Source organism: Rubrivirga sp. (genome assembly GCF_965213695.1).
Taxonomy (GTDB): Bacteria; Bacteroidota; Rhodothermia; order Rhodothermales; family Rubricoccaceae; genus Rubrivirga.
Genome location: NZ_OZ243912.1, coordinates 3,929,293 through 3,951,465 on the forward strand (window position 1 = coordinate 3,929,293; position 22,173 = coordinate 3,951,465).

A 22,173-nucleotide genomic window follows, 5' to 3' on the forward strand; every position below is an offset into this window, starting at 1 on the left:
CCCGCTTCGCCGCCCAAGCGGGGGCCAGTGTCTCCAGACCACGCGAAAAGACCGAGGTGCCTACTGGCCTTGGGACGGGGGCCCCCCTCTGCCATCATCGCGGTGAGGGAAGTACGAGCGCGGCGCTCGGCGATGGCAGGGGGGCGGGGCAGTGATTCTCAGCCTCCCTGACGCTCCGGCTATGCACAATGGAATCCAATCAGGCTCGGCCCGGCGGCGAGAATGGCGATACGGCACCGTATTAGCCCTCCGTCCCTTCTATCAGAGCTCGAAGGGTATGCACAATGCGTCACAATAGGCACGGATGACCTCAAGCTGACGCGGCGACGACATGCCAGCGAGCGGCCTTCGTCTTGCCCACGAGTTCGACGCGACCCTCGTCGCGCATCCGGTTGAGGACGTGACGAATGTGGGGCCAGTTGTGGTCTGGGAAAGCCTCGACAAGCTCGGCCTTCTTCATCCCGGCTGGCTCGTGCATCCGGAGAGTCGAGAGGAGATCGTCCTTGAGCCCGCCGAGGCCGATCTGCTCGCGGACCTCGGCGCTGAGGCCAAATCGGGCAGCGGGCTCGAGGTAGGCACCGTCGCCCGACCGCTGCGCGATGTCCTCGGAGAGGAGCTTCTCGACGCCGACGGGCTCCATCCGGGTGACGGGGAGGTTGCGGCGCATGGCGTCGACGGCGCGGAGGGCGGGGGGGCGGAGCTGTTCCCACTCTTCGGTGGGCAAGAGCTGGGTGAACTGGCGGAAGGTCTCGGAGGACTCGCCGTGGAGGACGGCGCGGACGGACGTCTGGCCGGGCTCCTCGAACTCGGGGAGCGCTTGGCCCTGGTGGATGGCCGCCGCCATCATGAGATCAATGCCGTGGCCGGCCCGCTCGATGAAGCCGGCCTCCTTGAGGCCGCGGGCGAGGGCCTCGTTTCGCCAGACCCGCCTGTCGGCCGCGTTTTCGGGTGTCACGCCTGCCGGGAACGGGCCAGGGCTGAGGACCTCGAACGCGATCGGCGACAGCTTGACCTCGACGCGCCGCGTGAGGGTGTAGTCGCGGTGGGCGACGGCGTTGAGGATGGCCTCTCGGACGGACCGCTCGGAATACCGAGGCTTCTGGACGACCGAGGGACCGTCTTGCATCTCGATGGGATTGGCCGTGGTGTAAGGCCGGACAAAGTCCATGATCTCGTCGAGCACGAGCGCGAGCGGGCGGTGGCGGGACGAGAACTCGGCGTTGAACTTGGTCGCATCGGGGTTGACGCGGTACTCGACGATGATCTCGGCTTGCGGAAGGTGCTGGAAGGTGGCGTGCTCACGTCCGAGCAGGATGAGGGCGGCCAGGCTGATGGCCCGGTCGGCCTCGCACAAGCCGCAGGATTCGAGGAGAGTCAGCGGGTCCATCCGCTCGTAGCGACGCTTCTTCTCGTCGGTATCGAGCTTGCGGATAACGCGCTCGCGGTAGGCCTCGATGGCGTCTGGGTCTAGGTCGTTGAGGGTGAGGTCCGGGGAGGTCTCGGTGGTGGGCTTAAGGGTTTCGAGCGCGATCTCGCGCATCTGGCTCGTCGTCATGGCCGTGCTCGAGGACCCGGACCGGGTCCAGGGCCGCCCCCCGTACTCGACCCACTCGCCGCGTGCGCGTGATGCGACCGTGAGCACGAGCACCCGCCGGCCGTCCTCGTCGAACACCTCGTCCCCGCTGATGGACCGCCCGAGGGTCTTCGACCAGTTGTTGAGGTGGTCGTTGTAGTCCAGAAGGAGCTGATAGTCCTCGATAGCCGGTGGCGTGTCGTCGGAGACGCCGAGCACGAGCTGGCCGCCGCCGCCGTTCGAGAGCGCGCAGAGCCATTTCATCAGCTTGGAGTTATCCGTTCCCCAAGGCGCGACTTTGAACTCGAGGGTTTCGCTTTCAGGCAGCTCCATGAGCTCCCGGAGGTCGACGAGGGTCATCGGTTGGTCGGCGAGGGGGTCCGGGGGGTGGGCGGCGACGCGGTAGGCGGCGTCGAGATCGGGGCCGAGGAGCAGGAGCGCGGCGAGGCGGCGGGCGGTGTCGCGGAAGTGGTCGGCCTCGGCGAGCGTGAGCGGGCGGCCGAGCACGTCCAGGTCGCGGTAACTGAGCCACTTTTTGAGCACCGGGTAGCCGCCGAGCTTGAGGTCCCAGACCTCCCGGGGGACCGTCGCCCAGCGCGTGCCGTCATTGAGGTAAACGTCGGCGGCGTCGAGGCCGAGCGCGGCGGGCTGGCCGGGCGGCTTGGGCCGGGCGATGGTGCGGCCGGGGCCGGGCATGGTCTGGCCCCGACTGCCGAGGTAGCCCCAGCGCGCGGTGACGGCGAGGTGGTCCGGGTCGCGCTCGTCGATCTGGCCGCCGTCGGCGCGTTCGAGCCGGGCGACCGTGGCGAGATCGGGGCGGACGGTGCCGGTAGTGACGCCCTCGACCTCGGCGTGGGGGTCGAGGAGGTCGGCGACGCGGCGGCCCAGCGCGGCGGAGACGCGGAGGGCGGCGGCGTCCGGGGGGAGCGGGACGCGGGGCCAGTCCTGGCGGAGCGCGCCGGTGTTCTCGTCGCGGTAGGCGGGCGCGTGGAGGACGGCGAGCGCGTGGTAGAAGAGGTCCTCCGCGGTGACGCCGTGGGCCTCAGCGTAGCGGCGGGCGCGGTCGGAGAGGTTGTCGCGGTAGGCGCCCGCCGTCATCAGGTCCGGCGCGAGGCGGAAAGGAATGAAGCTGGCGCCCCGGTCCATCACGTCGAGTGAACCCAAGTCACGAACCACCTGAGGGGGCGACCAGTCGCGTCGGGGCTTCTGCTGTGAGACGAGCCAGCGGTTGCCGTCGAAGACGTGCTGCTTGAACTCCGGGCTCTTCTCATGCAACAGCTTCGTCTCTCCGATCCAGAACACCCACCGCACGTCGAAGGGGCGGTAGTGGTAGAGGACGATCTGGCCCGCGTCCATACCGAGGCGGAGCAGGCTGCGCCGCGTCGCGGTGGCGTCGAAGCGGCTCGCGTCGGAGATGAGGGCGGGGTCCGTCTCGGCGATCTCGGCGTCGCTGACCTGGGGGTCGAAGTAGCGGCGCATGCGGGCCGCCAGCCGGTCGCGGTCGATGTCGACGAGGGCGTCGTCGCGGCTAGTCTGGACGCCGGCGAAGTAGTGGGGAAAGAGGTCGGGGAGGGTGGGCCACTCGAAGTAGTCGCCGGCGGCCTGTCGGGGCAGCAGCGGGAGGCCGAGCTGGGGCTCGGGGTGGACCGCTTGGTACTCGGGCGCGCGGAGGCCGAGGCCAGCGAGGGTGCCCTCGGCGGCGAGCGCGGCGAGGGTGTCGAGCTTGGCGGCGCCCCAGATGTCACGGTACTGGACCTCGGCAGGCCGGTCGTCGGCGTGGTCGCCGGCGCGGACGAGCGTGGCGACGGCGGTGCCGACCTGAATGCCCTCGCGGTTGCTGGGCGTGGAGAAGACGGAGGGGTCGGGGTCGCCGTCGGGGGTGGTCTTGCCGGTGCGGTACTTGTCGCCGTGGAGGTTGTCGACGGCGATCCGGTCGAAGGCTTCGAGGAAGCGCTCGCGCATGGCGGGGTGGCTGGACCCGTCGAGCCAGGAGTTGTTGGAGACGTAGCAGACGACGCCGCGGCCGGTCCGCTCGGCGATCTGGCGCTCGGCGATGCGGTAGAACCGGATGTAGAGATCGTTGAGGCCACGTCCGCTGGGCCGGGGGAGCGCCGGCGAGACGGGGGTGCGGTAGGCCTCGACGAGCGCGCGCTCCTCGTCCTGGGCGAGGCCGGGATGGCCGTCGTAGGGAGGGTTGCCGAGGACGACGAGGACGCGCTCGTCGCGCTTGACGTGGCGGGCGGCCTCGACCTCCTGTTCGAACTCCCGGGCAATGCGCGTCTGGCCCTCGCCGGGCGTGGGCTCCCAGCCGGTGAGAGCGTTGGTGAGGTAGACAGCGGCGCGCTGCCCGTCGGCGAGGGGGACCCCGGCGTCGCGGAGGGCGAGCCCGAGCTGGAGGTGGGCCACGACGAACGGGGCCGTGAGCATCTCGAACCCGAAGAGACGCTCGGTGGCAGCCCGACGAAGCCGGGAACCGAGCCTGTCGCGCTGGTCGGGGTCCTCCTCGAGGCGTCGGCGGATGAGGCGGAGGGTCTCGACGAGGAAGGCGCCGGTACCGCAGCTGGGGTCGAGCACGACGACGCCCTCGCTGGCGAGCCCGTCGGCGATGCCGAGGTCGTCGCGGAGCGCGCGGTCGACGCGGGCGACCATGTAGCGGACGAGCTCCGGGGGCGTGTACCAGACGCCGAGCTCTTTGCGGAGGACGGGGTCGTAGGCCTCGAGGAACGGCTCGTAGAAGTACTGGATGGCCTCGGCCTCGCGGAACCGGCTGAAGAAGGCGGGCCGGTCGACGCGGGCGAGGAGGCGCTCGGTGCGGTCGAGGAGGTCGTCGAGGCCGAGCTGCTTGCGCTTGGGGCCGGTGAGCTGATGGAACAGCTCGGCGATGGCCGGGACGCGGAGGTAGTCGGCGGAGTAGCGCCAGAGGAACTCGGTCTCGCCGGTGGGCTGCCCGTCCTCGTTTTTCCAGCCGCGCTGCTCGTTCTCGATCTGCTCGCGGTGCCAGAGCGTCCAGGCCGAGAACACGCCGTAGAACACGGTCTGGACGACGGTCGCGCGGAAGAACCGCTCGCCGCGCTCGGTCTCGAACGAGGCGCCGAGGGTAGTCTCAAGGGCTTCCCTCAGCCCATCGAGCGCGTCCAGTCCGCCGGGGGCGTCGGCCAGTCGGTCGAGCCGACGGCGTGCCTGCCGCGCGTAGCTGGCGAGGGTCTCAGCGAGGTGCTGGGGACGGTCGACAGGAACGGCGTACCGGAGCGCCCGCTCGAGGAAGGCCTCCAGTTCGGCACCCTCAACAGAGGCCGTCGGGTTCCGCGTTAGTGCCCAGAAGGCCGAGTCGTCGGGCGCAATCTCGAATCGGTCGGCGACGACGGGCTCGTCCTCGAACGGGCCCTGCACGACGACGGCGAACGCGCGGAGGTTAGTCACGAGCACCACCCCGTATCCGTCGAGGTAGGTCCGCACCTGCTCGGACTGGATGATCGTCTCTAGGTCTGCCGACGGCGGCTTTACCTCTCCGGCCCCTCGCTCGGGCCTCTCGCGCCCCTGCCGGAGGTCACCATCGGCGTCGAACTGGTTGGAAGCAAAGAGGCCGAAGTCGGGATGCTTGGCCCCCGTGTTCCGGAGCTCGAACTGCGCGCGGACGGCAGGCTTCAGTGTTTTCCCAACCGCGTTGAGGAGGTCACGCAGTGGCCCGTAATACGACTGCTCGTCCGTGGCGTGCCCCGTCGAGTGCTCCTTTCGGCACTCATCGAGATATCGGGCGAGGAGAGAGCTTGGCATCGACAACTGAGAGATCGGAGCGCGAATTTACCACTCCGTCGCGGTGCCTCTGGCCTCCGATGACCCAGACGGCCGGTCCACTCGGCAGAGGATCCGAGCGGCCCAGTCCAGCGACGCGGTCGTGATCGACGCGGCCCCGGGCGGGGGCGTGACGTTGGAGACAGTCCCGGCTGGCGAGCCGCTCCCCGAGACGGTCGCCGCTGGCGACGGGCCCGTCGACGCGGACGTGCCGATGGCGCCCGCCGGCGAGGCGTAGCCGTCTCGCCCTCTCCCCGACGGGTCGCGTCGGGGAGGGAGCCGGCCCGCGTCTCTCTCAGCGCCGCTCGGCGTGGATCGCGCCGACCGCGTCGAGGTCCGCGCCGGGCGTCGAGCCGCCGCTGTCGCCCTGCCCAGGGTCGTCAGTGAGCCGCACGAACCGATACTGCGCGCCCGGCATGCCGCGCCCGGCGATGTCAAGCAGCGCCGACGCCCCCTCGACCCGTCCGAGCGGGAGGTAGTCGCGGCCGTCGACGGAGATCTCGACCGTCGTGGCCTCGATGTCGGGCCCGATCTCGAAGATGGCGATGTCGTCGCCGGGCCCATCGAAGAGGGTGTTGTTGGTGAACTCGACGACGACCGTGCCGCCGCTCGTCAGCGTGAGGTAGCACTCGTCGCCGGAGCGGCATCGGTCCGTGCCGTAGTCCGGCGCGCCGACGGCCTGGCTCGGGTCGGAGTAGGCCGGGGCCAGCGAGACCGTCGGCGCGAACCGGGCGACACGATCCCCGAAGGCGACGGCGCCGAGCGCGAAGCGGACCGACTCGCCCTGCGAGGTTTCGTAGGTGGTCGGGCGGGCGTCGTCGAGGGCGTCACGGGCGGACTGCTCGATCTGGGCGCAGCCGGAGAGGAGAAGGACGAGGGCGAAGGCGAGGTGACGGGACATGTCGGAAGGAGGGGGCGCCCCCAATACCCGATCTCGGACGTTCCCCTGTCATGCCACCTCCGGTTGATCTGTCGCGGATCGGGACTGGAGGGCGTGGGGAGCCCGTGTGGACGTGGAATGCGGCCTCCTTCCCCCCCCGACCCCCACACTCCACCCGGATTTGGCATTGCGGCGGGCGGACCCGCGGGTGCGCACCACGGTACTCCCTAGCATGGACACGCCTCCCCTCCCCGAGCCCCTCGTCGTCGGCGGCACCGAGATCCCGCGCGGGACCCGGGCGACGGTCCGCCTGCCGATTGCGCCGCTGTACACGCTGGCGGCCATGTCGATGCCCGTCCACGTGGTCCGGGGGACGCGCGACGGGCCGCGGCTGTTCGTCTCGGCCGCCATCCACGGCGACGAGATCCTGGGCGTCGAGATCGTCCGGCGGCTGCTGGGGCTCCGGCTGCTCCGCCACCTCCGGGGGACGCTCCTGGCCGTCCCCGTCGTCAACGTGTACGGGTACACGGCCCGGTCGCGGTACCTCCCGGACCGGCGCGACCTCAACCGCTCGTTCCCCGGCTCGCCGACCGGGTCGATGGCCAGCCGCCTGGCCCACCTGTTCATGGAGGAGGTCGTCGCGAAGGCCACGCACGGGATTGACCTCCACACGGGCGCCATCGACCGGACGAACCTCCCGCACGTCCGCGTGTCGCTGGACCGGCCCGAGTCGGTCGCGCTGGCGCGGCGGTTCCGGGTCCCGCTCATCCTCCACGCCAACCTCCGCGACGGCTCGCTCCGCCAGACCGTGTTGGAACGAGGCGTCCCGGTCCTGCTTTATGAGGCCGGCGAGGCGCTCCGCCTCGACGAGCGCGCTGTCAAGATCGGGCTCCGCGGCGTCGTGTCGGTGATGCGGAGCCTGGGGATGCTGCCCAAGACGACCCCGCCGCACGTCGTCGAGCCGCTCGTCGCGCGGAGCAGCGGGTGGACCCGGGCCGAGGAGAGCGGAACGCTCCGGCTCACGCGCGACATCGGCGACCTGGTCGAGGCCGGCGAGCCGGTCGGCACGCTGACGGCCCCGCTCGGCGACGCCTCGACGCCCGTTGTGTCGCGCGACTCGGGCCTGCTGATCGGCAAGACCCAGCTCCCCCTTGTCTACGAGGGTGAGGCGCTGTTCCACGTCGCCCGGCTCGACGAGCCGACGACGGCGGAGGCCCGGCTGGCGACCTTCGACGACCGGCTCTCGGCCTGGCGCGAGCCCGTCGACGCCGACCACTGACCTTCGCGGAGTGCGGGGGCAAAGACGCGGCGACCCATCCGACACCACAGCGCGAGCGGCCTGGGGGCGACCGTGCCCGACCCGACGACTCATGCCAAGTCCGGGAGCTTTGCCTCGGATCGACTCTCACCCCCCCCAATCCCGTGATTCCCTCGTAGGCGAGACTCGGGGCTTCCGGCTCCGATGGTGCTCGGCTCGACTGGATCCCCGCCTACGCGGGGATGGCTCAAGGGCTTAGAGAGCAGCCGGATCTGGTATCATACCGAGCCCTGTTGGTTCGTCCCCGTCCGGAGCCCGGGGGAGTGGGGCGCCCGGGTGTGTGGCGACTTGGGCGAAGCACTCTCCTCCCACAACTCCCCCACCCAAACGGATTCGGTATCAGACGGGGAGCCTTCTGAGCAGGTGGAGCACTCGGGTCGGTCCGTCGAGGTCAGCGGCGAACTCACGTTGGCCTCGACGCCGCTCGGCACCGGCGTCGAGGCCGTCGTGTCCCGGGAGACGTTCGGGCCGCCCGTGCCCGAGCAGCGGTACACGTTCGAGCGGGGGGGCCAGCTCCGGGTGACCGAGCCCGGCTTCACCGGCGGCCTCGACGTCCGCGAGGGCCAGTGGTCGGCGGCCGACGGACGGGTCCGGCTCCAGCTTCCGCGAACGGCCGACCACGACGCGGTCGACGAATCGCTCGCGTACCGCGTCGAGCGGGGCGTGCTGACGCTGGACCCGGCCGGCGAGACGTGCAGCGCCGATACGCGGCTCCTGGTCGTGAGCCGGGCGCTGCTGATCCCAGGGACGGTCGCGACGTGCCGGGCCGAGCAGACGCGGACGTTCCGGACGGCAGCGTCTTAACCGGTCGCGCCTCGGCGGTTCGGCCGGGGCGCCCGTGGAGGCGGGGTGACAGGCCGGGCGAGCGGATTGGGTATCCGAGGTGGCCCCGCGAGGTCCTGCTCGATCTGGACGACGCCGATCTCATCTGACCCACCTTTCGCTTGGACGGGAAAGACGTAGTGCGCCCCGCGCTTGTCCACGCCGATGTAGATCTCGTCGGTCTCGACCTGCCCGATCCCTCTGACGGCCGTGCGGAGGTGGTTCTGGAGCGAGTAGCACGTGACGCCAGGGCTATCGCAACCTCGGCTCCATTCTCATCTCAACCCCTCCTCCTTGTCATCCTGAACGCACGTGAAGGATCTCGACGCCGGACCTCCAGGCTTCCAGGACCGGCGCTGGAGTCCTGGGAGCCCGAGTCGAGATCCTTCGCAGGCTCAGGATGACAAATCAGGCGAAGATGTGCTCGATGAGACGGGTGTACCGGTTCGCCACCGTCAGCCCTCCCACGTAAACACGACGGCCTCCTCGCGGAGCATGTCGCCGGTGACGGTCGAGACTCGCTCGCGGAACAGGTCGAGCCCGTCGAGTCGGTACCCAAGTCCCTCCCCGATCTCGCCCAAGATCTGGCCGGTCCGGATAGGATGCGAAAGAACGAGGCCTGGTCGCCGACGACGTACGCCAGCCGCGCGCCCGGCTTCAGCGCGGGGCGGAGGCTGGCGAGGTGCCGGGCCATCCCGCCGAAGTAGTTGCGGACCACCTTGTGGTAGAGCTTCTCGAACCCCGACGTCTTGCCCAGCTCCAACCGCCGCGCCTCGATCCGGTCCGCCAGGTCCATCACCCGGTCGTTCTCGGCGACCCACTCTCCGTCCGAGTCCCCCTTGTAGACGTTCCGCGTGTTCGACCGCATCAGGTCGTCTTTCATCTGGCGGAGGTCGGCGCGGTCGGAGAGGAAGCCGAGGACGACCGACTCGAGCCGGGTCGTCCGCGTGTAGTCCTTCTCGTTGGGGTACGGCGGCGAGTCGATCACGGCGTCGATGGACGCCGGCTCCAAGAGACCGCAGGCGTACCGGGCGTCGCCGCGGAGGACTCGGGACCGAGCGCCGGGGCGATCGACGCCGCGCAGGTCGTCGGCCATGCCGCGGACGGCGTCGAGCCACAGCGGGACCACGTCGGCGTCGTCCTTCTTCTTCCGGCTGACGCCGACCTCCTTCTTCCGGCTGACGCCGACCTCCGGCCCGAATCGGAGGTTGCTGTACGAGAACACGAGCTGCTTCGCGAGTGCCAGTTCGTGATGACGGCGGAGGCGCGGCCGGGCGACCTCCTGGATCGCGTCGCGCAAGACGAGCGCCTTGTGGAGGGGCGCCGGGCTGATCGAGTTCTTGATGAGCAGGCGCTGCTGCTCCGGCCCCAGCGTTCGCAGGTCCCCGTTCGCTTGTCGGAGACGGTCGGACGCCGCGCCCGCGATCCGCTCGGCGTCGGCCGCCAGCGTGTCCGGGTCGACGTCCCAGTCCGTCTTGACCGACGCGGCCATGTGGACGACGGGGTTCGGCTCGATCCCCACGCTCTCGACCCCGCGCTTTTTGCACTCGACGACGGTCGTGCCCGTCCCGCAGTACGGGTCCAACACCGTCTGCCCCTCCCCCACCTCGAACCGAGCGAGGTAGTCGCGGACGAGGTGGGGCGGGTACGACAGGACGAACCGGTACCACTCGTGGATGGGGAGGTCTTCGACGTACGGCCGGTTCAGCTCCGTGCCGGCTCGATCCTGGGTGACGTAGGCCATTTGCGGAAGGTACCGGCGCTCGGCGCACCTCAGTTGGCGAACACCGGCGGCCCGTCGCCCTCGATGACCGTCACGTCCTGGACGGCGAACCACCCCTCGCCCTCGGCCCCCGCCGAGTTTTTGTAGGGCACCGCCTCGCCATCCGGCCCCCGCCCTGGCACGATGTCGACGACGTAGACCAGGTCCTTGACGATGTCGCGCCCGGCGGCGTCCTGCCCGACCGTCACACCGGGCGACACGTCGGCCACGCGCCCCTCGATGGCGCCGAGGATCTGCCCCTCCCGAGTGTAGAGGTGGACGCGGACGCGCTTGCCAACCAAGCGGTAGTCGGGGCTGGACATGGGGGATTGGCCGGAGAGCCGGGAAGGTTGCTCCGCGCAAGGTCGTCACCCCAGCAGCCCGTACGGGTTGCCAGGGCGAGCGCATTCTCCTGAGTCCACCGCTCCGCACTTTCTTGTCATCCTGAGCAGAGCGGATCTCAACGCGGTGACGGAGCCGTAGGGAACGTGAGGATGGGCTTGGGGATCGTGCCGAGATCCTTCGCAGGCTCAGGATGACACACTGGATGAGAACGCGCTCGCCTTGCACGGGGTCGCTGGCGAACCAGACCGCGCCGTCGTCGTCCGTAGAGCTCCCGCGCCCGCCCGACGGCTCCATGCCCGCGATCTCGTTCTTCTACGGACTCGTCGTATACCCGTACTTCTTCGACGAGGGCCAGCACCACGAACTGCACGTCCGCGTCAAGTACCAGGGGGAAGAGGCCGTTTGCGGGTCCCCGACGGCGAGGTGATCGACGGGGAGCTCCCCCGGCGCAAGCTGAAGCTGGCGCAGGCCTGGATGGAGATCCACGCCGAAGAGCTCGAAGCCAACTGGGCGCTGGCCGTCGCCGGCGAGCCCGTCTTCAAGATCGACCCGCTCCGCTGATGGCCCTCCACACCGTCGTCGCGGCCCGGCCCGTCTCCGAGGGCGTCCTCCACGTTCGGTTCGCAACGGGTGAGGAGCGCCGGTTCGACGTCCGGCCGTACTTGCGGAGCCCCTTCTTCCAGCGGCTCGCCGACCCGGCGTACTTCGCCCAGGTCCGCGTCGAGGCCGGGACGGTCGTGTGGCCCGACGGGCACGACTTCGACCCCGGCACGGTCTACGCCCGTGGGACGGCGCCCGCCGACCACGCCGCGTGACGGCGGCCCGTTCCTACCCCAACAGCCCATAGGGGTCGCCAGCGAACCAGACCGCGCCGTCGTCGCCGGCCCACGCGGGGAGGTAGGCGATCACGACGGGGACGCGGGCCGCGAGATCCACCTGCTGGTAGCCGCCGCCGTCCATCGCCGCCTGGACCTCGGCCTCGGGCCAGCCCAACAGCCAGGCGCCCATCGTGGCCGGCCGCTCCAGGCGGACGCAGCCGTGGCTGAGGGCCCGCTCGTCGCGCGCGAAGTGGCCTTTGACGGGCGTGTCGTGGAGGTAGACGTTGTGGGCGTTGGGGAACATCACCTTGAGCAGGCCGAGCGCGTTCGCCGGCCCGGCGGCCTGGCGGATCAGGAGGTGGCCGTCGACCAGGCGCTGGAGGTTCTCGGCCGTCATTGGGTGGACCTCGGCGTCGGGCGAGAAGCTGCGGACGAGCTCGAACCCGTCGGCCGCCAGCGCCTCCGGGCCTTGGGGCGCCAGCTCGGCGACGGCGATCGAGGTCGGCACGTTCCAGAAGGGGCGGAAGACGACGTACTCGATCTCATCGCGGAAGAGCGGCGTCCGCCACCCGTCGGCGTCGGCGCCCACGACGGCCTTCATCGTGATCGTCTCGCGGCCGGCGTCGAACCCGCGGACGCGGTACTCGGGCACGTTGACCAAGACCCACCGGCCGTCACGGGGGAGGTCGAGGTTGGCGACCCGGTCGAGCGCCGTCGCGACCTGGCGGGCGCGCTCGGCCGCCGGCACGTTGAGCGCGGCCCGCGTCTTCGGGCCCAGGATGCCGTCGGCGTCGAGGCCGAGGCGGGCCTGCGTGCGGGCGAGGGCCGCCGCGAGCGCTGGGTCGAGCGTGTCGCCCGCCGGCGCGGCGTCGCCCAAGGCGCCCTCGGCGCGCAGGCGCTGGCGGAGCGCCGGGACCTGGGCGGCGTCGGCCTGGCCGGCATGGACGAGCGGGCCGTCGGGGACCGACGCCCAGCCGCCCGCGTGGGCGATGGCGCGGTAGCGGTCGAGGGCGGCCGAGAGCCGCGCCGGTGGGTCCGGCGGGGTGGCATGGGCCGAGGCGGCGGCCACGACGAGAAGGACGAGGGCGATCTGGCGAGCCATGGGGGGACGCTCGGGGGGGAGGCCCCCAACGTACGGGCCGTCCGCGCTCGCGTCGGCAACCGCGGCGAGGCGAGCGGGTTCACCCGGGCCCCTTCCCCTTCCGCCATGCACCCGGACCAGTCCACGCCCGACAGTCACCGCTACGTCGCCTCCGACAGCCAGCCCACCGACGCCCGCAAGCCCGAGGCCGACCAGGACGACGACGCCATCGAGCCCGACCGCGACGCGGCCCCCGCGGCGACGGAGGTCGAGGACGGCGCCCGCGTCGCCGAGGCCGGCAACGCCTACGTCGGCCGGATGCTGGACGACGACCTCAAGTCGAGCCCCCGCGTCGAGGACCGCGACGAGGCCGTCGACGAGGACCCGACCACGGCCCGCGACGACTGACGGCGCTCCCTCGCCACGAACATGGGGCGGCGTGTGAAAACGGCGGCCCCCTGACACGAACCCGGACCTCGCTCGTAGGAGCCGGCGAGGGACGCCGCTGTGCGAACGGTCGCGCAGCAGCAGGGGCGTGGGGGCCGTGGTGGGACCCCGCGCCCCCCCTCGGGGCGGGGGCCGACGCCAGAGCCGGAGGGCGCCGACGGTATCTTCGCGCTCCGCCCCTCGGCCCCGCGTGTACCTCAGTCGGCTCGACCTCCACGGCTTCAAGAGTTTCGCCCAGAAGACGTCCGTCGACTTCTCCCCGGGCGTCACGGCCATCGTCGGCCCGAACGGGTGCGGGAAGTGCGTCGTCGGCGAGACGCCGGTCACGCTCGCGGACGGACGGCAGGTCCCCATCCGCCAGCTCGTCGACGACGCGCTGGCGGGGAGCGCCGCGCCCGAGGTCCTCGACGACGGGACGCAGACGCTCGACAACCCGCACGGCGTCCGCGTGTTGACCCTCGACCCGGAGACGCTCCGTCTGGAAGCGCGGCCGGTGGGTGCGTTCGTGAAGCGGACGGCCCCGGCGTCGCTGCTCCGCGTCCGGACGCGGGCGGGGCGGGAGGTGGTCGCGACGCCCTACCACCCCCTCTTTACGCTGGCCGACGGGCGGCTCCGCGCCCTCCGCGCCGACGAGCTCCGACCGGGCACCCGGATCGCCCTGCCCCGCCAGACGGCGCCGCTCGACCCGCCGCCGCCGCTCGACCTGTCGCCCGAGCGGTTCTTCCGCGCCCTCGACACCGACGACCGCGTCTACCTCGGCCCCTCGCCTCGCCTGGTGGCGTGGGCCGACCGAGCCCGCGCGCACTTCCCGTCCGACGCGGCCTGGGAGCGGGCCGCTGGCGTCCCGGCGCGTACGCTCTCGTCGTTCCGGCGTGGCCAAGCCCTCAACGCCGCCTCCCTCGTCCGGCTGGGAGACGCCGCCTCCGCGCCGCCCCCGTGGCCCCGTGAGGTGCAGTCCCGCCGGGGCGGCCGGTTCACGCTCCCCCGCGCGCTCGACGCCGACCTCGCCCGGTGGCTCGGCCTGTTCATCGCCGAGGGGCACCTCACCCAAAACGACCAGGCCCGGTTCGTCAACAGCGACCCGGCCGTGTGCGACGCCTTCGCCGGGACCGCCGAGCGGCTCGGCCTCCACGTCACGCGACGCACATACACGCCGGGCTGCGAAGACCTTGTCGTCTCGTCCCGGCTCCTGTGCCTCTGGCTCGACCGGCTGCTCGGCCAACGGGCGGTCGGCTCGGCGCGGAAGCGGGTCCCGGACGCCCTGTACGCCGCGCCGCCGGACGTCCAGTGGGCCTTCCTGTCCGGCCTCTTCGAGGGCGACGGGTACGTGAGCGGGCGGCGTCCGAATGGGCAGACGGTTCGCTACCTCGAATACGCCACGGCCAGCGAGGATCTCGCGCGGGGCGTCGTGGCCTTGCTGCTCCGCCTCGGCGTGTGGTCCACGCTGCGGGCCAAGGCGAAGCGGGCGACGAACACCGTCGCCCAGGCGCCCCGGCCGTCGTGGAGCGTGTACGTCTACGGGCACGACGACCTGCTCCGCTTGGCCGACCGGCTGGCGTTCGTGGGCCGGAAGCAAGACGCTCTGGACGGGCTGCGTGCGGTCGGGACCGTCCGGGCCAACACCAACCACGACACTGTCCCCGGCCTCCGCGGCCTGGTCCGCTCGGCGACCCGGTCGAGCGATCTCCCCGTGAACGCCGAGCGTCACCGGTGGCCCCGCCTGATGGCGACCGTCGAAGGCCGGAGCGACGCCAGCCGGGACGGGCTCCGCGAGATGGTGGGCCACCTGACCGGCGCCCCAGAGGCCGCGCGCGCACGACCGCTCGTCGCCCGCCTCCAGACGCTCGCCGACTCGGACGTGTACTGGGACACCGTGGCCTCGGTCGAGCCCGAAGCGCCGACGGACCCCTGGGTCTACGACCTCTGCGTCCCGGGCACGCACAACTTCGTCGCGGGCGAGGTCGTGGTCCACAACAGCAACGTGATCGACGCCGTCCGCTGGGTGCTCGGCGAGCAGCGGTCGCGGCTGCTCAGGAGCGAGTCGATGGCCGGCGTCCTCTTCAACGGGTCGGCCGGGACGAAGCCGCTGGGGCTGGCCGAGGTCTCGCTGACGGTCGAGAACACGAGGGGCGTCCTGCCGACGGAGTACTCCGAGGTGACCGTCACGCGGCGGCTCTACCGCAACGGCGACTCGGAGTACCTCCTGAACGGGACCGTCTGCCGGCTGCGCGACGTGCTCGACCTCTTCATGGACACCGGGATGGGCGCCGGGGCCTACTCGGTCATCGAGCTGTCGATGGTCGAGGACATCCTGTCCGAGCAGGCCGACGACCGGCGGCGGCTGTTCGAGGAAGCGGCCGGCGTGACGAAGTACAAGCGGCGGCGGGCCCAGGCCCTCAAGCGGCTCGACGCCACCCAGAGCGACCTCACGCGGTTGGACGACATTATCGAGGAGGTCGACAAGCAGGTCCGCTCGCTCTCGCGCCAGGCCCAGAAGGCGGCCCGCCACGAGCGGCTGGCGACCCGGCTCCGCCGGCTCGAGCTGGCCCTCGCGGCGCACGACGTCGAGCGGCTCCAGGCCGAGCGCGAGGCGCTCGAAGCGACCGCGCGGGACCGCGGGACCGAGGCCGAGGGGCTCGGCGCGCAGGTCGCGACGGGCGAGGCCCAGATCGAAGAGGCCCGCGCGGCGCTCGTCGGGCTCGAACAGGACATGGGCGCCGCCGCCCGCGCGCTCCGAGCGCACGCCGAGACCGTCCAAACGCTGGAGGCCGAGATCCGCCTGGGCGACGAGCGCCAGTCGGCCGGGCGGCGGGCGCTCGACCGGATCGCCCGCGAGCGCGACGCGGACGAGGCCCGAGCCGAGGACGCGCGGCGAGACGAAGCGGCGGCGGGCGGGCGGATCGAGACGGCCGAGGCCACCCTCGCTGAGCGCGACGCGGCGCTGGCGGTGGCCGAGGGCGCGCGTGTCGAAGCGCGAGACGCGGCCGAGGCGGCGCGTCAGGCGGCGCAGTCGGCCCGGGCGACGGCGGCCGAGGCGACGGCCGCGCTCCGCGACGCCGAGCGGGCCGTCGAGCGCGCCCGCGACCGACACGCCCTGCTCACGGCCGAGGCCGAGCGCGTCGAGGCCGAGCGGGCGGCGCTGGCGGCCACGCCCCAGACCCAGCCCGACCGCGACCGCCTCGACGCCGCCGAGGCTACGCTCGCCGACGCGGCCCAGGCGCTCGACACGGCCGTCGACGAGCGCGACGCCGCCCGCGACGCCTTCGAGGCCACCGACGCCGACCGCCAGCGCGCCCGCGCCGCCGTCAGCGCCGCCCGCGCCCAAGCCGACCTGCTGCAAGCGCTCGTCGACGCCGGGCCCGAGGGCGACGGCGCCGTCGCGTTCCTCGCCGCTCACCCCGACGTCGACGCGCCACCGTTGGCCGAGGTCGTCGGCGCGGCCGAGGGCGACCGGTTGGCGCTCGACGCGGCGCTCGGCGTGTGGGCACAAGCGCTCGTCGTCCCCGACGAGGACGCCGCCGACGCGGCCATCGGCCGGTTGCGTGCCGCCGAGCGCGGGCGGGCCACGTTTTTGGTGCTCTCGCGCGTCGGCCCGCCGTCCGAGCGGTCGCCGGCGCCGCCGGGCACGACGCCGGCGCTCGACCTGGCTCGGGCCGACGCCCGGTTCCGCCCACTGTTGCAGGCGCTGCTGGGTAACACGTTCGTCGTCGGCTCGCTCGCGGAGGCCCGGGCGCTGCGCGACGTCGCCCCCGCCGCCCGGTTCGTCACGCGCGAGGGCGCCTGGGCGAATGCGGGCCCGGCCGTCCACGGCGGCTCGGCGACGCCGTCGGCCCAGGCCGGCCGGCTCGGCGTGCGAGAGCGGCAGGCGGAGGCGGCCGACGCGCTGGCGGCGGCTGAGCAGGCTCGCGACGCGGCCGAGGCCCGCGCCGAGTCCGCCCGCGCCGACCGCGACGCGGCCGAGCAGGACCGCCGCGCCGCCGAGGCCGCCCGGGACGCCGCCCGCGAGGCTCGCGACGCCGCCCGCGACGCCGCCACGCGCGCCGACGCCCAGGCTGCCGCCCGCGCGTCCCAGCTCGCCCGGCTCGCCGCCCGCGCCGACGAGATCCGCCAGCAGATCGACGCGCTCCCGGACACCGACGCGCTCGACGACGAGGTCGCCGCGCGCCAGACCGAGGCCTCCGACGCCCAGGCACGGCAGGCGACGGCCGACGCGGCGCACGAAGCCGCCACCGCCCAGCGCCAGGCCGCCGAGACGGCGTGGAGCGACGCCCGCCTCGCACACGCCCGCGCCCAGTCCGCGGTCCAGGCCGCGCGCGACGACCGCGACCGCGCCGCCCGCACGCTCGACGACATCGCCCGCCGCCAGGCCGACCGCGACGCCGAGGCCGAGCGGCTCCAGGCCGAGATCGCCCAGGCCGTCGGCACCGCCGAGACCGTGACCGAGCGGCTCGACGCCGAGCGCCGCCGGACCGACGCGCTCCAGACGACGGCGTCGGACGCCGAGACGGCCGTCCTCCAGGGCCGCGCCCGCATCGCCGACGCCGAGCACGGCCTGCGCGAGGTCCGCCACGCGCGCGAGGCCGCCGCGACCGCCCGCGCCGACGCCGAGCGCCGGCTCGCCGAGGTCGCCACGCGTCAGGAGACGACGCTGGAGCGGCTCGATGAGGAGCACGGCGCCGACCTCGACGAAGCGTCGGCCGAGCTCGACCGGCTCCAGGCCGAGGAGCTGTTCCAGCCCGACACGGCCCGCGTCCAGGTCCCCGATCTCCGCCAGAAGATCCGTGCGCTCGGGGCCGTCAACGCGCTCGCGCTCGAGAGCTACGAGACCGAGCAGGAGCGGCTCGCCTTCCTCCAGGACCAGCGGGCCGACTTGGCCAGCGCCGAGGCGTCGCTCTTGGAGACCATCCGCGAGATCAACGAGACCGCGCGCGCCCGCTTCGACGAGACGTTCGGCCAGGTCCGCCAGGCGTTCCAGAAGATTTTTTCCGACCTCTTCGGCGGCGACGCCACCGCCGACGTGGCGCTCGACGGCGACGACGCGCTCGAAGCGCCGGTCACGATCACGGCTCAGCCGAAGGGCAAGCGGCCCGTCTCGCTCACCCAGCTCTCGGGCGGCGAGAAGACGCTGACGGCGACGGCGCTCCTGTTCGCGATCTACCTCGTCAAGCCGTCCCCGTTCTGCATCCTGGACGAGGTTGACGCCCCGCTCGACGACGCCAACGTGGGCCGGTTCATGCGGCTCATCCGCTCGTTCGCGGACACGACCCAGTTCATCCTCGTCACCCACAACAAGCTGACGATGGAGGCGGCCGACCGGATGTACGGCGTGACCATGCCGACGCCGGGCGTCAGCCGGCTCGTCGGGGTCCGGTTCGACGAGGCGGAGGCGGTGGAGAGCGGAGGGTAGAGGGCGTCCCGGACCCATCCCGGTCGCAGTGGCTCCGAGCGCGCGGAGCCTCGAGCCCCTTCGGTGCCGGGCGCGAGGTCCGTTCTCTACCCCACGTCGCGCCCTACGCCTTCAGGGAGTCGGGGACGGAGGACGGGAGACGGAAGACCGCCGGACGTGCCCGTCCCCGGTCCCCGGTCTCGTGGCACCAACGCCGGTAACCCCCGCACCTTGGGTTCTCTATCCTCCCCTCTCTATCCTCTAGTCTCCTGTCCCCCGCCCCGATGCCCTTCGCCGCGCTCGACGCCACCGCCGAGGCCCTCGCCCGCCGGGTCCTGGCCGACGTCCCCGCCGACCGCACGCGCGGCGCGGCCGACGTCGACCGGTTGCCGACCCCGCTGGTCCCGATCCTCCACGCTCGTCTGGCGGCGGCCGTCGAGGCCGCGGCCCCGATGCCTTCGGCGTGGCTCGACGCCGAGCCCGTCCGGGAGGCCGCCCAGGCGTGGCGCCAGGCGGCGGAGGCCGCCGTCGCCTTCCCGGCCGACGAGTGGGCGAAGGCCGTCCACGAGGCGGCGACCCGGGCGCTGGCCCACCTCGTCCGCCCCGCCGAGACGCTGGCGGCCGTGGCGTTCCTCGGCCGCCCGGCCACGCTCCCCGTGGAGGACGCGCTGGACCAGGTCCGGATGTTCGGGCCGTACCCGTACCTCCCCCAGATCGCCGCGCGCTACGCCGAGCGGAAGGGGCTCGCGACCATCGACCGGGCCGGGCTCGAGGAGCTGTTCCTGCGGATCGACCGGCGGATGGTGTCGACGTTCGGGCCCGGCGAGTGGGCCACGCTGCTCAGCCCGCTCTTGGCCCTCGTTGGCCCGGTCGGGTCGCCGGCGGGGACCGTCCCGACGGCCCTGCTCCGGCCGCTGTTCATGACGAAGGGGGCCGGCGCGGTCGCCGTCGAGCTCGAGGGGACCGACGCCGTGTCGTCGGCCGACCTCCGGGCCATCTTGGACCGGACCCTCGTCCCGTCCGGTGACTCTCCGACCGGCTCGGCCCCGCCCGCCGCCCCAGAGACGGACGCGCCGGACCGAGACCCGGAGCCGGAAGCCGCGCCGGATCCGCCCGCGCCGTTCCCTCCGCTGCCCGTCGCCGAGAGCGCCCGCCCGCCGGAGATCGGGTCGAAGTACCTCGCCCCCGAGTACGACGACGACGACGACTCGGCCGTGCTCGGCCCCCCGCGCCCCGTGGGCTCCCCGTCCCCCGACGACGCGCTCCCTGCCGACGACGCAGCGGACGGCGAGCGCGCGGAGGGCGCCCCGACCGACGACGTCCCCGACGACTTCGAGGCCGACCGCCCGTCCGACGGTGACCCCACGCTCGACGACGCTCCGCTCGATCTGGCTGACGCGCCGGGCGACGCCGGTGGGGCCGCCGATCCGATGGACGAGATCCGCGACACCGTGGCGACGCCGGCCGAACCCGAGCGCGAGGAGGCACCCACCGTCCCGACCCTCGGCCTCCCCCAGACCCCTCTGCTCGCCTCCACCACGCCCGCCCCGGAGGCAGACGAGCCGACGGAGGCGTCCGCCAACCCGACGTTCGACAGCGAGGACCCACCCTCCGTCTCCGCTCCGGCGGATGCCCCGGCGACGGAGGACGATCTCCCCGAGGACGACGAGCCGATCTGGCGCCGCCTGGCCCGGGCGGAGGACGAGGCCTCCGCGTCGGCCCCGGCGGCGGCGACCGACGACGAGGAGCCGCTGTGGAAGCGGTTCGCCCAGTCCGACTTGGCCGCGCGCCTCCCCGTCTCCCCGCCGGCGCCGGATGACGAGGCACGGCCACAGAGCCCGGACCTCGACGTGCTCGAAACCCGGGTCCTGGGCCCGGACGCCCGGGAGCGGCGGGACTGGTTCGTCGAGGAGCTGTTCGACGGCTCGGCGAGCGCCTACCAGGAGACGCTCGGCCGGATCGACCACGCGGCCACCTATACGGAGGCGACCGGGATCGTCTCGTCCGACGTGTTTCGCGCCCACCGGGTCAACCCGTACACCGAGGCCGCCGTCGCGTTCATCGACACGATCCAGAGCCAGTTCGGCGCCCGGTAGGCCGAGCGCTCCACACCGCCAGCGCGAGGAGAGGAACGCTCGGCGCCCGGCCAGACACGAGCCCCATGAGAGTGCTCGCCATCGGCGCGACCGGGTTCATCGGCCCGCACGTCGTGCGTCTCTTGATCGAGCAGGGGCACGACGTCGCCGTGCTCCACCGGGGCCGGACGAGCGCCGAGCTGACGGGCGTGCGCCACGTTTTCGGCGACCGGAACGCCCTCGCGGACGTGGTGCCGGAGGTGGCGGAGATCAGGCCGGAGGTCGTCCTCGACGTCGTGCCGTACACCGAGCGGCAGGCGGAGGGGCTGGTCGGGGCGTTCCGAGGTCTGGCCCGGCGCGTCGTCGCCCTCAGCAGCGCCGACGTGTACCGGAACTACGACGGCTTCCGTGGGGCGGCCACCGCCCCGCCCGATCCGACCCCGCTCTCGGAGGACGCCCCGCTCCGAGAGACGCGGTACCCGTATCGGGGCTCCGGCCTCCCGCTCGACGGGGCCGATGACTACGACAAGATCCTCGTCGAGCGCGTCGTCCTGGGCGACCCGGACCTGCCGGGCACCGTGCTCCGGCTCCCCGCCGTCTACGGACCGGGCGACCGGCAGCGCCGGGTCCGCCCGTACCTCCGGCTCATGGACGCCGGCCGAGACGCCGTGCCGCTGTCGGAGGAGCAGTCGGGCTGGCGGTGGACGCGGGGCTACGTCGGCAACGTGGCCGCCGCCGTCGCCCTCGCCGTGACCGACGAGCGGGCCGCGGGGCACGTCTACAACGTCGGGGAGGAACCGGCCCCGACCGAGCGCGAGTGGGTCGAGCGGATCGGAGCGGCGGCACGGTGGCAGGGCGAGGTCGTCGCGGTCCCGGCGGAGCCCGTGCCCACCGGCCTCCGCCAGCCGTTCGATTTCCGCTACGACCTCGCCACAGACACGAGCCGCCTCCGGCACCAGCTCGGCTACGCGGAGCCGGTCGACCCGCAGGACGCTCTACAGCGGACGGTCGAGTGGGAGCGGTCGGAGACCGACGAGTCGGACCCGCCTGACGCTGTCGCAGACCGCTAGACGGACTCCTCGACGGGCGAGCGCCTGGACATCCGGGGTCACCCGACCCCCGCCGCGCGCTGGCGGACGGTCGCGGCCAAGTCCGCGGGCGCGACGACGGACGACGCCGGGAGCGCGCCGTCCGCAACGAGCGCGTCGATCCCGTCCCGCGTCAGGGCGTCGGGGACGGCGAGCACCGGGAGCCCGGCCGCCAGGGCGCCCTGGACGCCGGCCGGCGAGTCCTCGACGACGAGCGAGCGCGCGGCGTTGGCGCTGAGCCGGCTCAGGGCCAGGCGGTAGCCCTCGGGGTCCGGCTTGGTCTCGGCCACGTCGTCGGCCGTGACGACGGTGTCGAAGGCGTCGGTCAGCCCCAGCGCGCCCAGCACCAGGCCGGCGTTCCGGGCCCCGCTCGTGGTGACGAGCGCGAGCACGCGGGCGAGCGACCCGGCGCCGCGGACGAGCGAGATCGCGTGCGGGCGGGCATGGGCCCGGACGAGGTCGCCGTCGGCGAGCCGCTCGCGGTAGCGGTCCAGGCGGAGGGCGACGTAGCTCTCCCACGGCTCGACCGACCCGTCGTGTGCCCGGGCGGCGTCCTCCAGATCGAACCTGTGGAGAAGCGATGTCGCGATCTCCTGGCGCGAGAGGCCCACGCAATCGGTGTAGGCGTCCTCGACGTCGGCCGGGTCGATGTCGGGGCGGAGGCGGTGGGCGGCCCAGGCGTACGACTCGGCCTTGAGCGTCTCGGTGTCGGCGAGGGTGCCGTCGAGGTCGAAGGCGAGGAGGTCGAGCATGGGGGCGTGGGGCGTGGGGCGTGGGGCGTGGGGC

General features: G+C 73.0%; 16 protein-coding genes. 10 read left to right on the forward strand and 6 right to left on the reverse strand.

All coding sequences use genetic code 11. The features are described 5' to 3' along the window. Nucleotides 1-310 precede the first annotated feature (310 nt). Nucleotides 311-5,347 carry a type ISP restriction/modification enzyme gene (locus ACOOHE_RS17375; protein WP_420455352.1) on the reverse strand — a complete coding sequence of 1,679 codons (5,037 nt, stop codon included), beginning with the start codon at nucleotides 5,345-5,347 and terminating at the stop codon, nucleotides 311-313. Between the two features lie 121 nt (nucleotides 5,348-5,468). Between ACOOHE_RS17375 and ACOOHE_RS17380 the strand changes: the two genes are divergently transcribed. Then, nucleotides 5,469-5,603 (forward strand): hypothetical protein, encoded by a 135-nt coding sequence (locus ACOOHE_RS17380; RefSeq protein ID WP_420455353.1) that lies wholly within the window; start codon nucleotides 5,469-5,471, stop codon nucleotides 5,601-5,603. 57 nt (nucleotides 5,604-5,660) lie between these two features. On the opposite strand, the gene ACOOHE_RS17385 is transcribed toward ACOOHE_RS17380, so the two are convergent. Further along, a complete protein-coding gene (locus ACOOHE_RS17385) occupies nucleotides 5,661-6,266 on the reverse strand; it encodes a hypothetical protein (RefSeq protein ID WP_420455354.1) in 606 nt (201 codons plus the stop codon). 211 nt (nucleotides 6,267-6,477) lie between these two features. Between ACOOHE_RS17385 and ACOOHE_RS17390 the strand changes: the two genes are divergently transcribed. Next, the gene (locus ACOOHE_RS17390; protein ID WP_420455355.1) at nucleotides 6,478-7,524 is read left to right on the forward strand and encodes a succinylglutamate desuccinylase/aspartoacylase family protein; all 1,047 of its coding nucleotides are present in this window, start codon (nucleotides 6,478-6,480) and stop codon (nucleotides 7,522-7,524) included. Nucleotides 7,525-7,926: 402 nt separating this feature from the next. Beyond that, on the forward strand, nucleotides 7,927-8,367 hold the full coding sequence (locus ACOOHE_RS17395; RefSeq protein WP_420455356.1) for a hypothetical protein: 441 nt from the start codon (nucleotides 7,927-7,929) through the stop codon (nucleotides 8,365-8,367). Between the two features lie 298 nt (nucleotides 8,368-8,665). On the opposite strand, the gene ACOOHE_RS17400 is transcribed toward ACOOHE_RS17395, so the two are convergent. Both ACOOHE_RS17400 and ACOOHE_RS17405 read right to left on the reverse strand, forming a co-directional pair. Beyond that, nucleotides 8,666-10,129 carry a DNA methyltransferase gene (locus tag ACOOHE_RS17400; RefSeq protein ID WP_420455357.1) on the reverse strand — a complete coding sequence of 488 codons (1,464 nt, stop codon included), beginning with the start codon at nucleotides 10,127-10,129 and terminating at the stop codon, nucleotides 8,666-8,668. Nucleotides 10,130-10,158: 29 nt separating this feature from the next. Beyond that, a complete protein-coding gene (locus ACOOHE_RS17405) occupies nucleotides 10,159-10,470 on the reverse strand; it encodes a hypothetical protein (protein WP_420455358.1) in 312 nt (103 codons plus the stop codon). A 314-nt stretch (nucleotides 10,471-10,784) separates the two neighbouring features. Between ACOOHE_RS17405 and ACOOHE_RS17410 the strand changes: the two genes are divergently transcribed. From ACOOHE_RS17410 to ACOOHE_RS17420, 3 genes are read left to right on the forward strand one after another with little or no spacing between them, the layout of a single operon-like run. After that, nucleotides 10,785-10,919, forward strand: a complete 135-nt coding sequence (locus ACOOHE_RS17410; RefSeq protein ID WP_420455359.1) for a hypothetical protein — start codon at nucleotides 10,785-10,787, stop codon at nucleotides 10,917-10,919. Then, nucleotides 10,895-11,053 (forward strand): DUF4160 domain-containing protein, encoded by a 159-nt coding sequence (locus ACOOHE_RS17415; RefSeq protein WP_420455360.1) that lies wholly within the window; start codon nucleotides 10,895-10,897, stop codon nucleotides 11,051-11,053. Before ACOOHE_RS17410 ends, ACOOHE_RS17415 begins: the two co-directional genes overlap by 25 nt. Then, nucleotides 11,053-11,307: a DUF2442 domain-containing protein gene (locus tag ACOOHE_RS17420; protein WP_420455361.1), complete on the forward strand. Its 255-nt coding sequence runs from the start codon at nucleotides 11,053-11,055 to the stop codon at nucleotides 11,305-11,307. The genes ACOOHE_RS17415 and ACOOHE_RS17420 overlap by 1 nt, the downstream gene beginning before the upstream one ends. A 13-nt stretch (nucleotides 11,308-11,320) precedes the next feature. Here the strand turns inward: ACOOHE_RS17420 and ACOOHE_RS17425 are convergent, their stop codons facing one another. Beyond that, the gene (locus ACOOHE_RS17425) at nucleotides 11,321-12,412 is read right to left on the reverse strand and encodes a L,D-transpeptidase family protein (protein WP_420455362.1); all 1,092 of its coding nucleotides are present in this window, start codon (nucleotides 12,410-12,412) and stop codon (nucleotides 11,321-11,323) included. Nucleotides 12,413-12,517: 105 nt separating this feature from the next. Here ACOOHE_RS17425 and ACOOHE_RS17430 point away from each other — a divergent pair, with 105 nt between their 5' ends. The 4 genes from ACOOHE_RS17430 (at nucleotide 12,518) to ACOOHE_RS17445 (ending at nucleotide 21,369) form a co-directional block, all read left to right on the forward strand. Continuing rightward, on the forward strand, nucleotides 12,518-12,799 hold the full coding sequence (locus ACOOHE_RS17430; protein WP_420455363.1) for a hypothetical protein: 282 nt from the start codon (nucleotides 12,518-12,520) through the stop codon (nucleotides 12,797-12,799). A 229-nt stretch (nucleotides 12,800-13,028) separates the two neighbouring features. Then, nucleotides 13,029-18,245 carry a chromosome segregation protein SMC gene (gene smc, locus ACOOHE_RS17435; RefSeq protein WP_420455364.1) on the forward strand — a complete coding sequence of 1,739 codons (5,217 nt, stop codon included), beginning with the start codon at nucleotides 13,029-13,031 and terminating at the stop codon, nucleotides 18,243-18,245. 263 nt (nucleotides 18,246-18,508) lie between these two features. After that, on the forward strand, nucleotides 18,509-20,320 hold the full coding sequence (locus ACOOHE_RS17440) for a hypothetical protein (RefSeq protein WP_420455365.1): 1,812 nt from the start codon (nucleotides 18,509-18,511) through the stop codon (nucleotides 20,318-20,320). 65 nt (nucleotides 20,321-20,385) lie between these two features. Then, nucleotides 20,386-21,369 carry an NAD-dependent epimerase/dehydratase family protein gene (locus tag ACOOHE_RS17445; protein ID WP_420455366.1) on the forward strand — a complete coding sequence of 328 codons (984 nt, stop codon included), beginning with the start codon at nucleotides 20,386-20,388 and terminating at the stop codon, nucleotides 21,367-21,369. A 38-nt stretch (nucleotides 21,370-21,407) separates the two neighbouring features. Here the strand turns inward: ACOOHE_RS17445 and ACOOHE_RS17450 are convergent, their stop codons facing one another. Continuing rightward, nucleotides 21,408-22,139 carry an HAD family hydrolase gene (locus tag ACOOHE_RS17450; RefSeq protein WP_420455367.1) on the reverse strand — a complete coding sequence of 244 codons (732 nt, stop codon included), beginning with the start codon at nucleotides 22,137-22,139 and terminating at the stop codon, nucleotides 21,408-21,410. Nucleotides 22,140-22,173 lie beyond the last annotated feature (34 nt).

What these genes read in the sequence shown, in the direction of transcription:
- ACOOHE_RS17385 (WP_420455354.1), bottom strand. Translation starts at nt 6,266, where the DNA reads ATGTCCCGTCACCTCGCCTTCGCCCTCGTCCTTCTCCTCTCCGGCTGC.
- ACOOHE_RS17405 (WP_420455358.1), bottom strand. Translation starts at nt 10,470, where the DNA reads ATGTCCAGCCCCGACTACCGCTTGGTTGGCAAGCGCGTCCGCGTCCAC.
- ACOOHE_RS17400 (WP_420455357.1), bottom strand. Translation starts at nt 10,129, where the DNA reads ATGGCCTACGTCACCCAGGATCGAGCCGGCACGGAGCTGAACCGGCCG.
- ACOOHE_RS17445 (WP_420455366.1), top strand. Translation starts at nt 20,386, where the DNA reads ATGAGAGTGCTCGCCATCGGCGCGACCGGGTTCATCGGCCCGCACGTC.
- ACOOHE_RS17410 (WP_420455359.1), top strand. Translation starts at nt 10,785, where the DNA reads ATGCCCGCGATCTCGTTCTTCTACGGACTCGTCGTATACCCGTACTTC.
- ACOOHE_RS17425 (WP_420455362.1), bottom strand. Translation starts at nt 12,412, where the DNA reads ATGGCTCGCCAGATCGCCCTCGTCCTTCTCGTCGTGGCCGCCGCCTCG.
- ACOOHE_RS17430 (WP_420455363.1), top strand. Translation starts at nt 12,518, where the DNA reads ATGCACCCGGACCAGTCCACGCCCGACAGTCACCGCTACGTCGCCTCC.
- ACOOHE_RS17390 (WP_420455355.1), top strand. Translation starts at nt 6,478, where the DNA reads ATGGACACGCCTCCCCTCCCCGAGCCCCTCGTCGTCGGCGGCACCGAG.
- ACOOHE_RS17450 (WP_420455367.1), bottom strand. Translation starts at nt 22,139, where the DNA reads ATGCTCGACCTCCTCGCCTTCGACCTCGACGGCACCCTCGCCGACACC.
- ACOOHE_RS17440 (WP_420455365.1), top strand. Translation starts at nt 18,509, where the DNA reads ATGCCCTTCGCCGCGCTCGACGCCACCGCCGAGGCCCTCGCCCGCCGG.
- ACOOHE_RS17375 (WP_420455352.1), bottom strand. Translation starts at nt 5,347, where the DNA reads ATGCCAAGCTCTCTCCTCGCCCGATATCTCGATGAGTGCCGAAAGGAG.
- ACOOHE_RS17420 (WP_420455361.1), top strand. Translation starts at nt 11,053, where the DNA reads ATGGCCCTCCACACCGTCGTCGCGGCCCGGCCCGTCTCCGAGGGCGTC.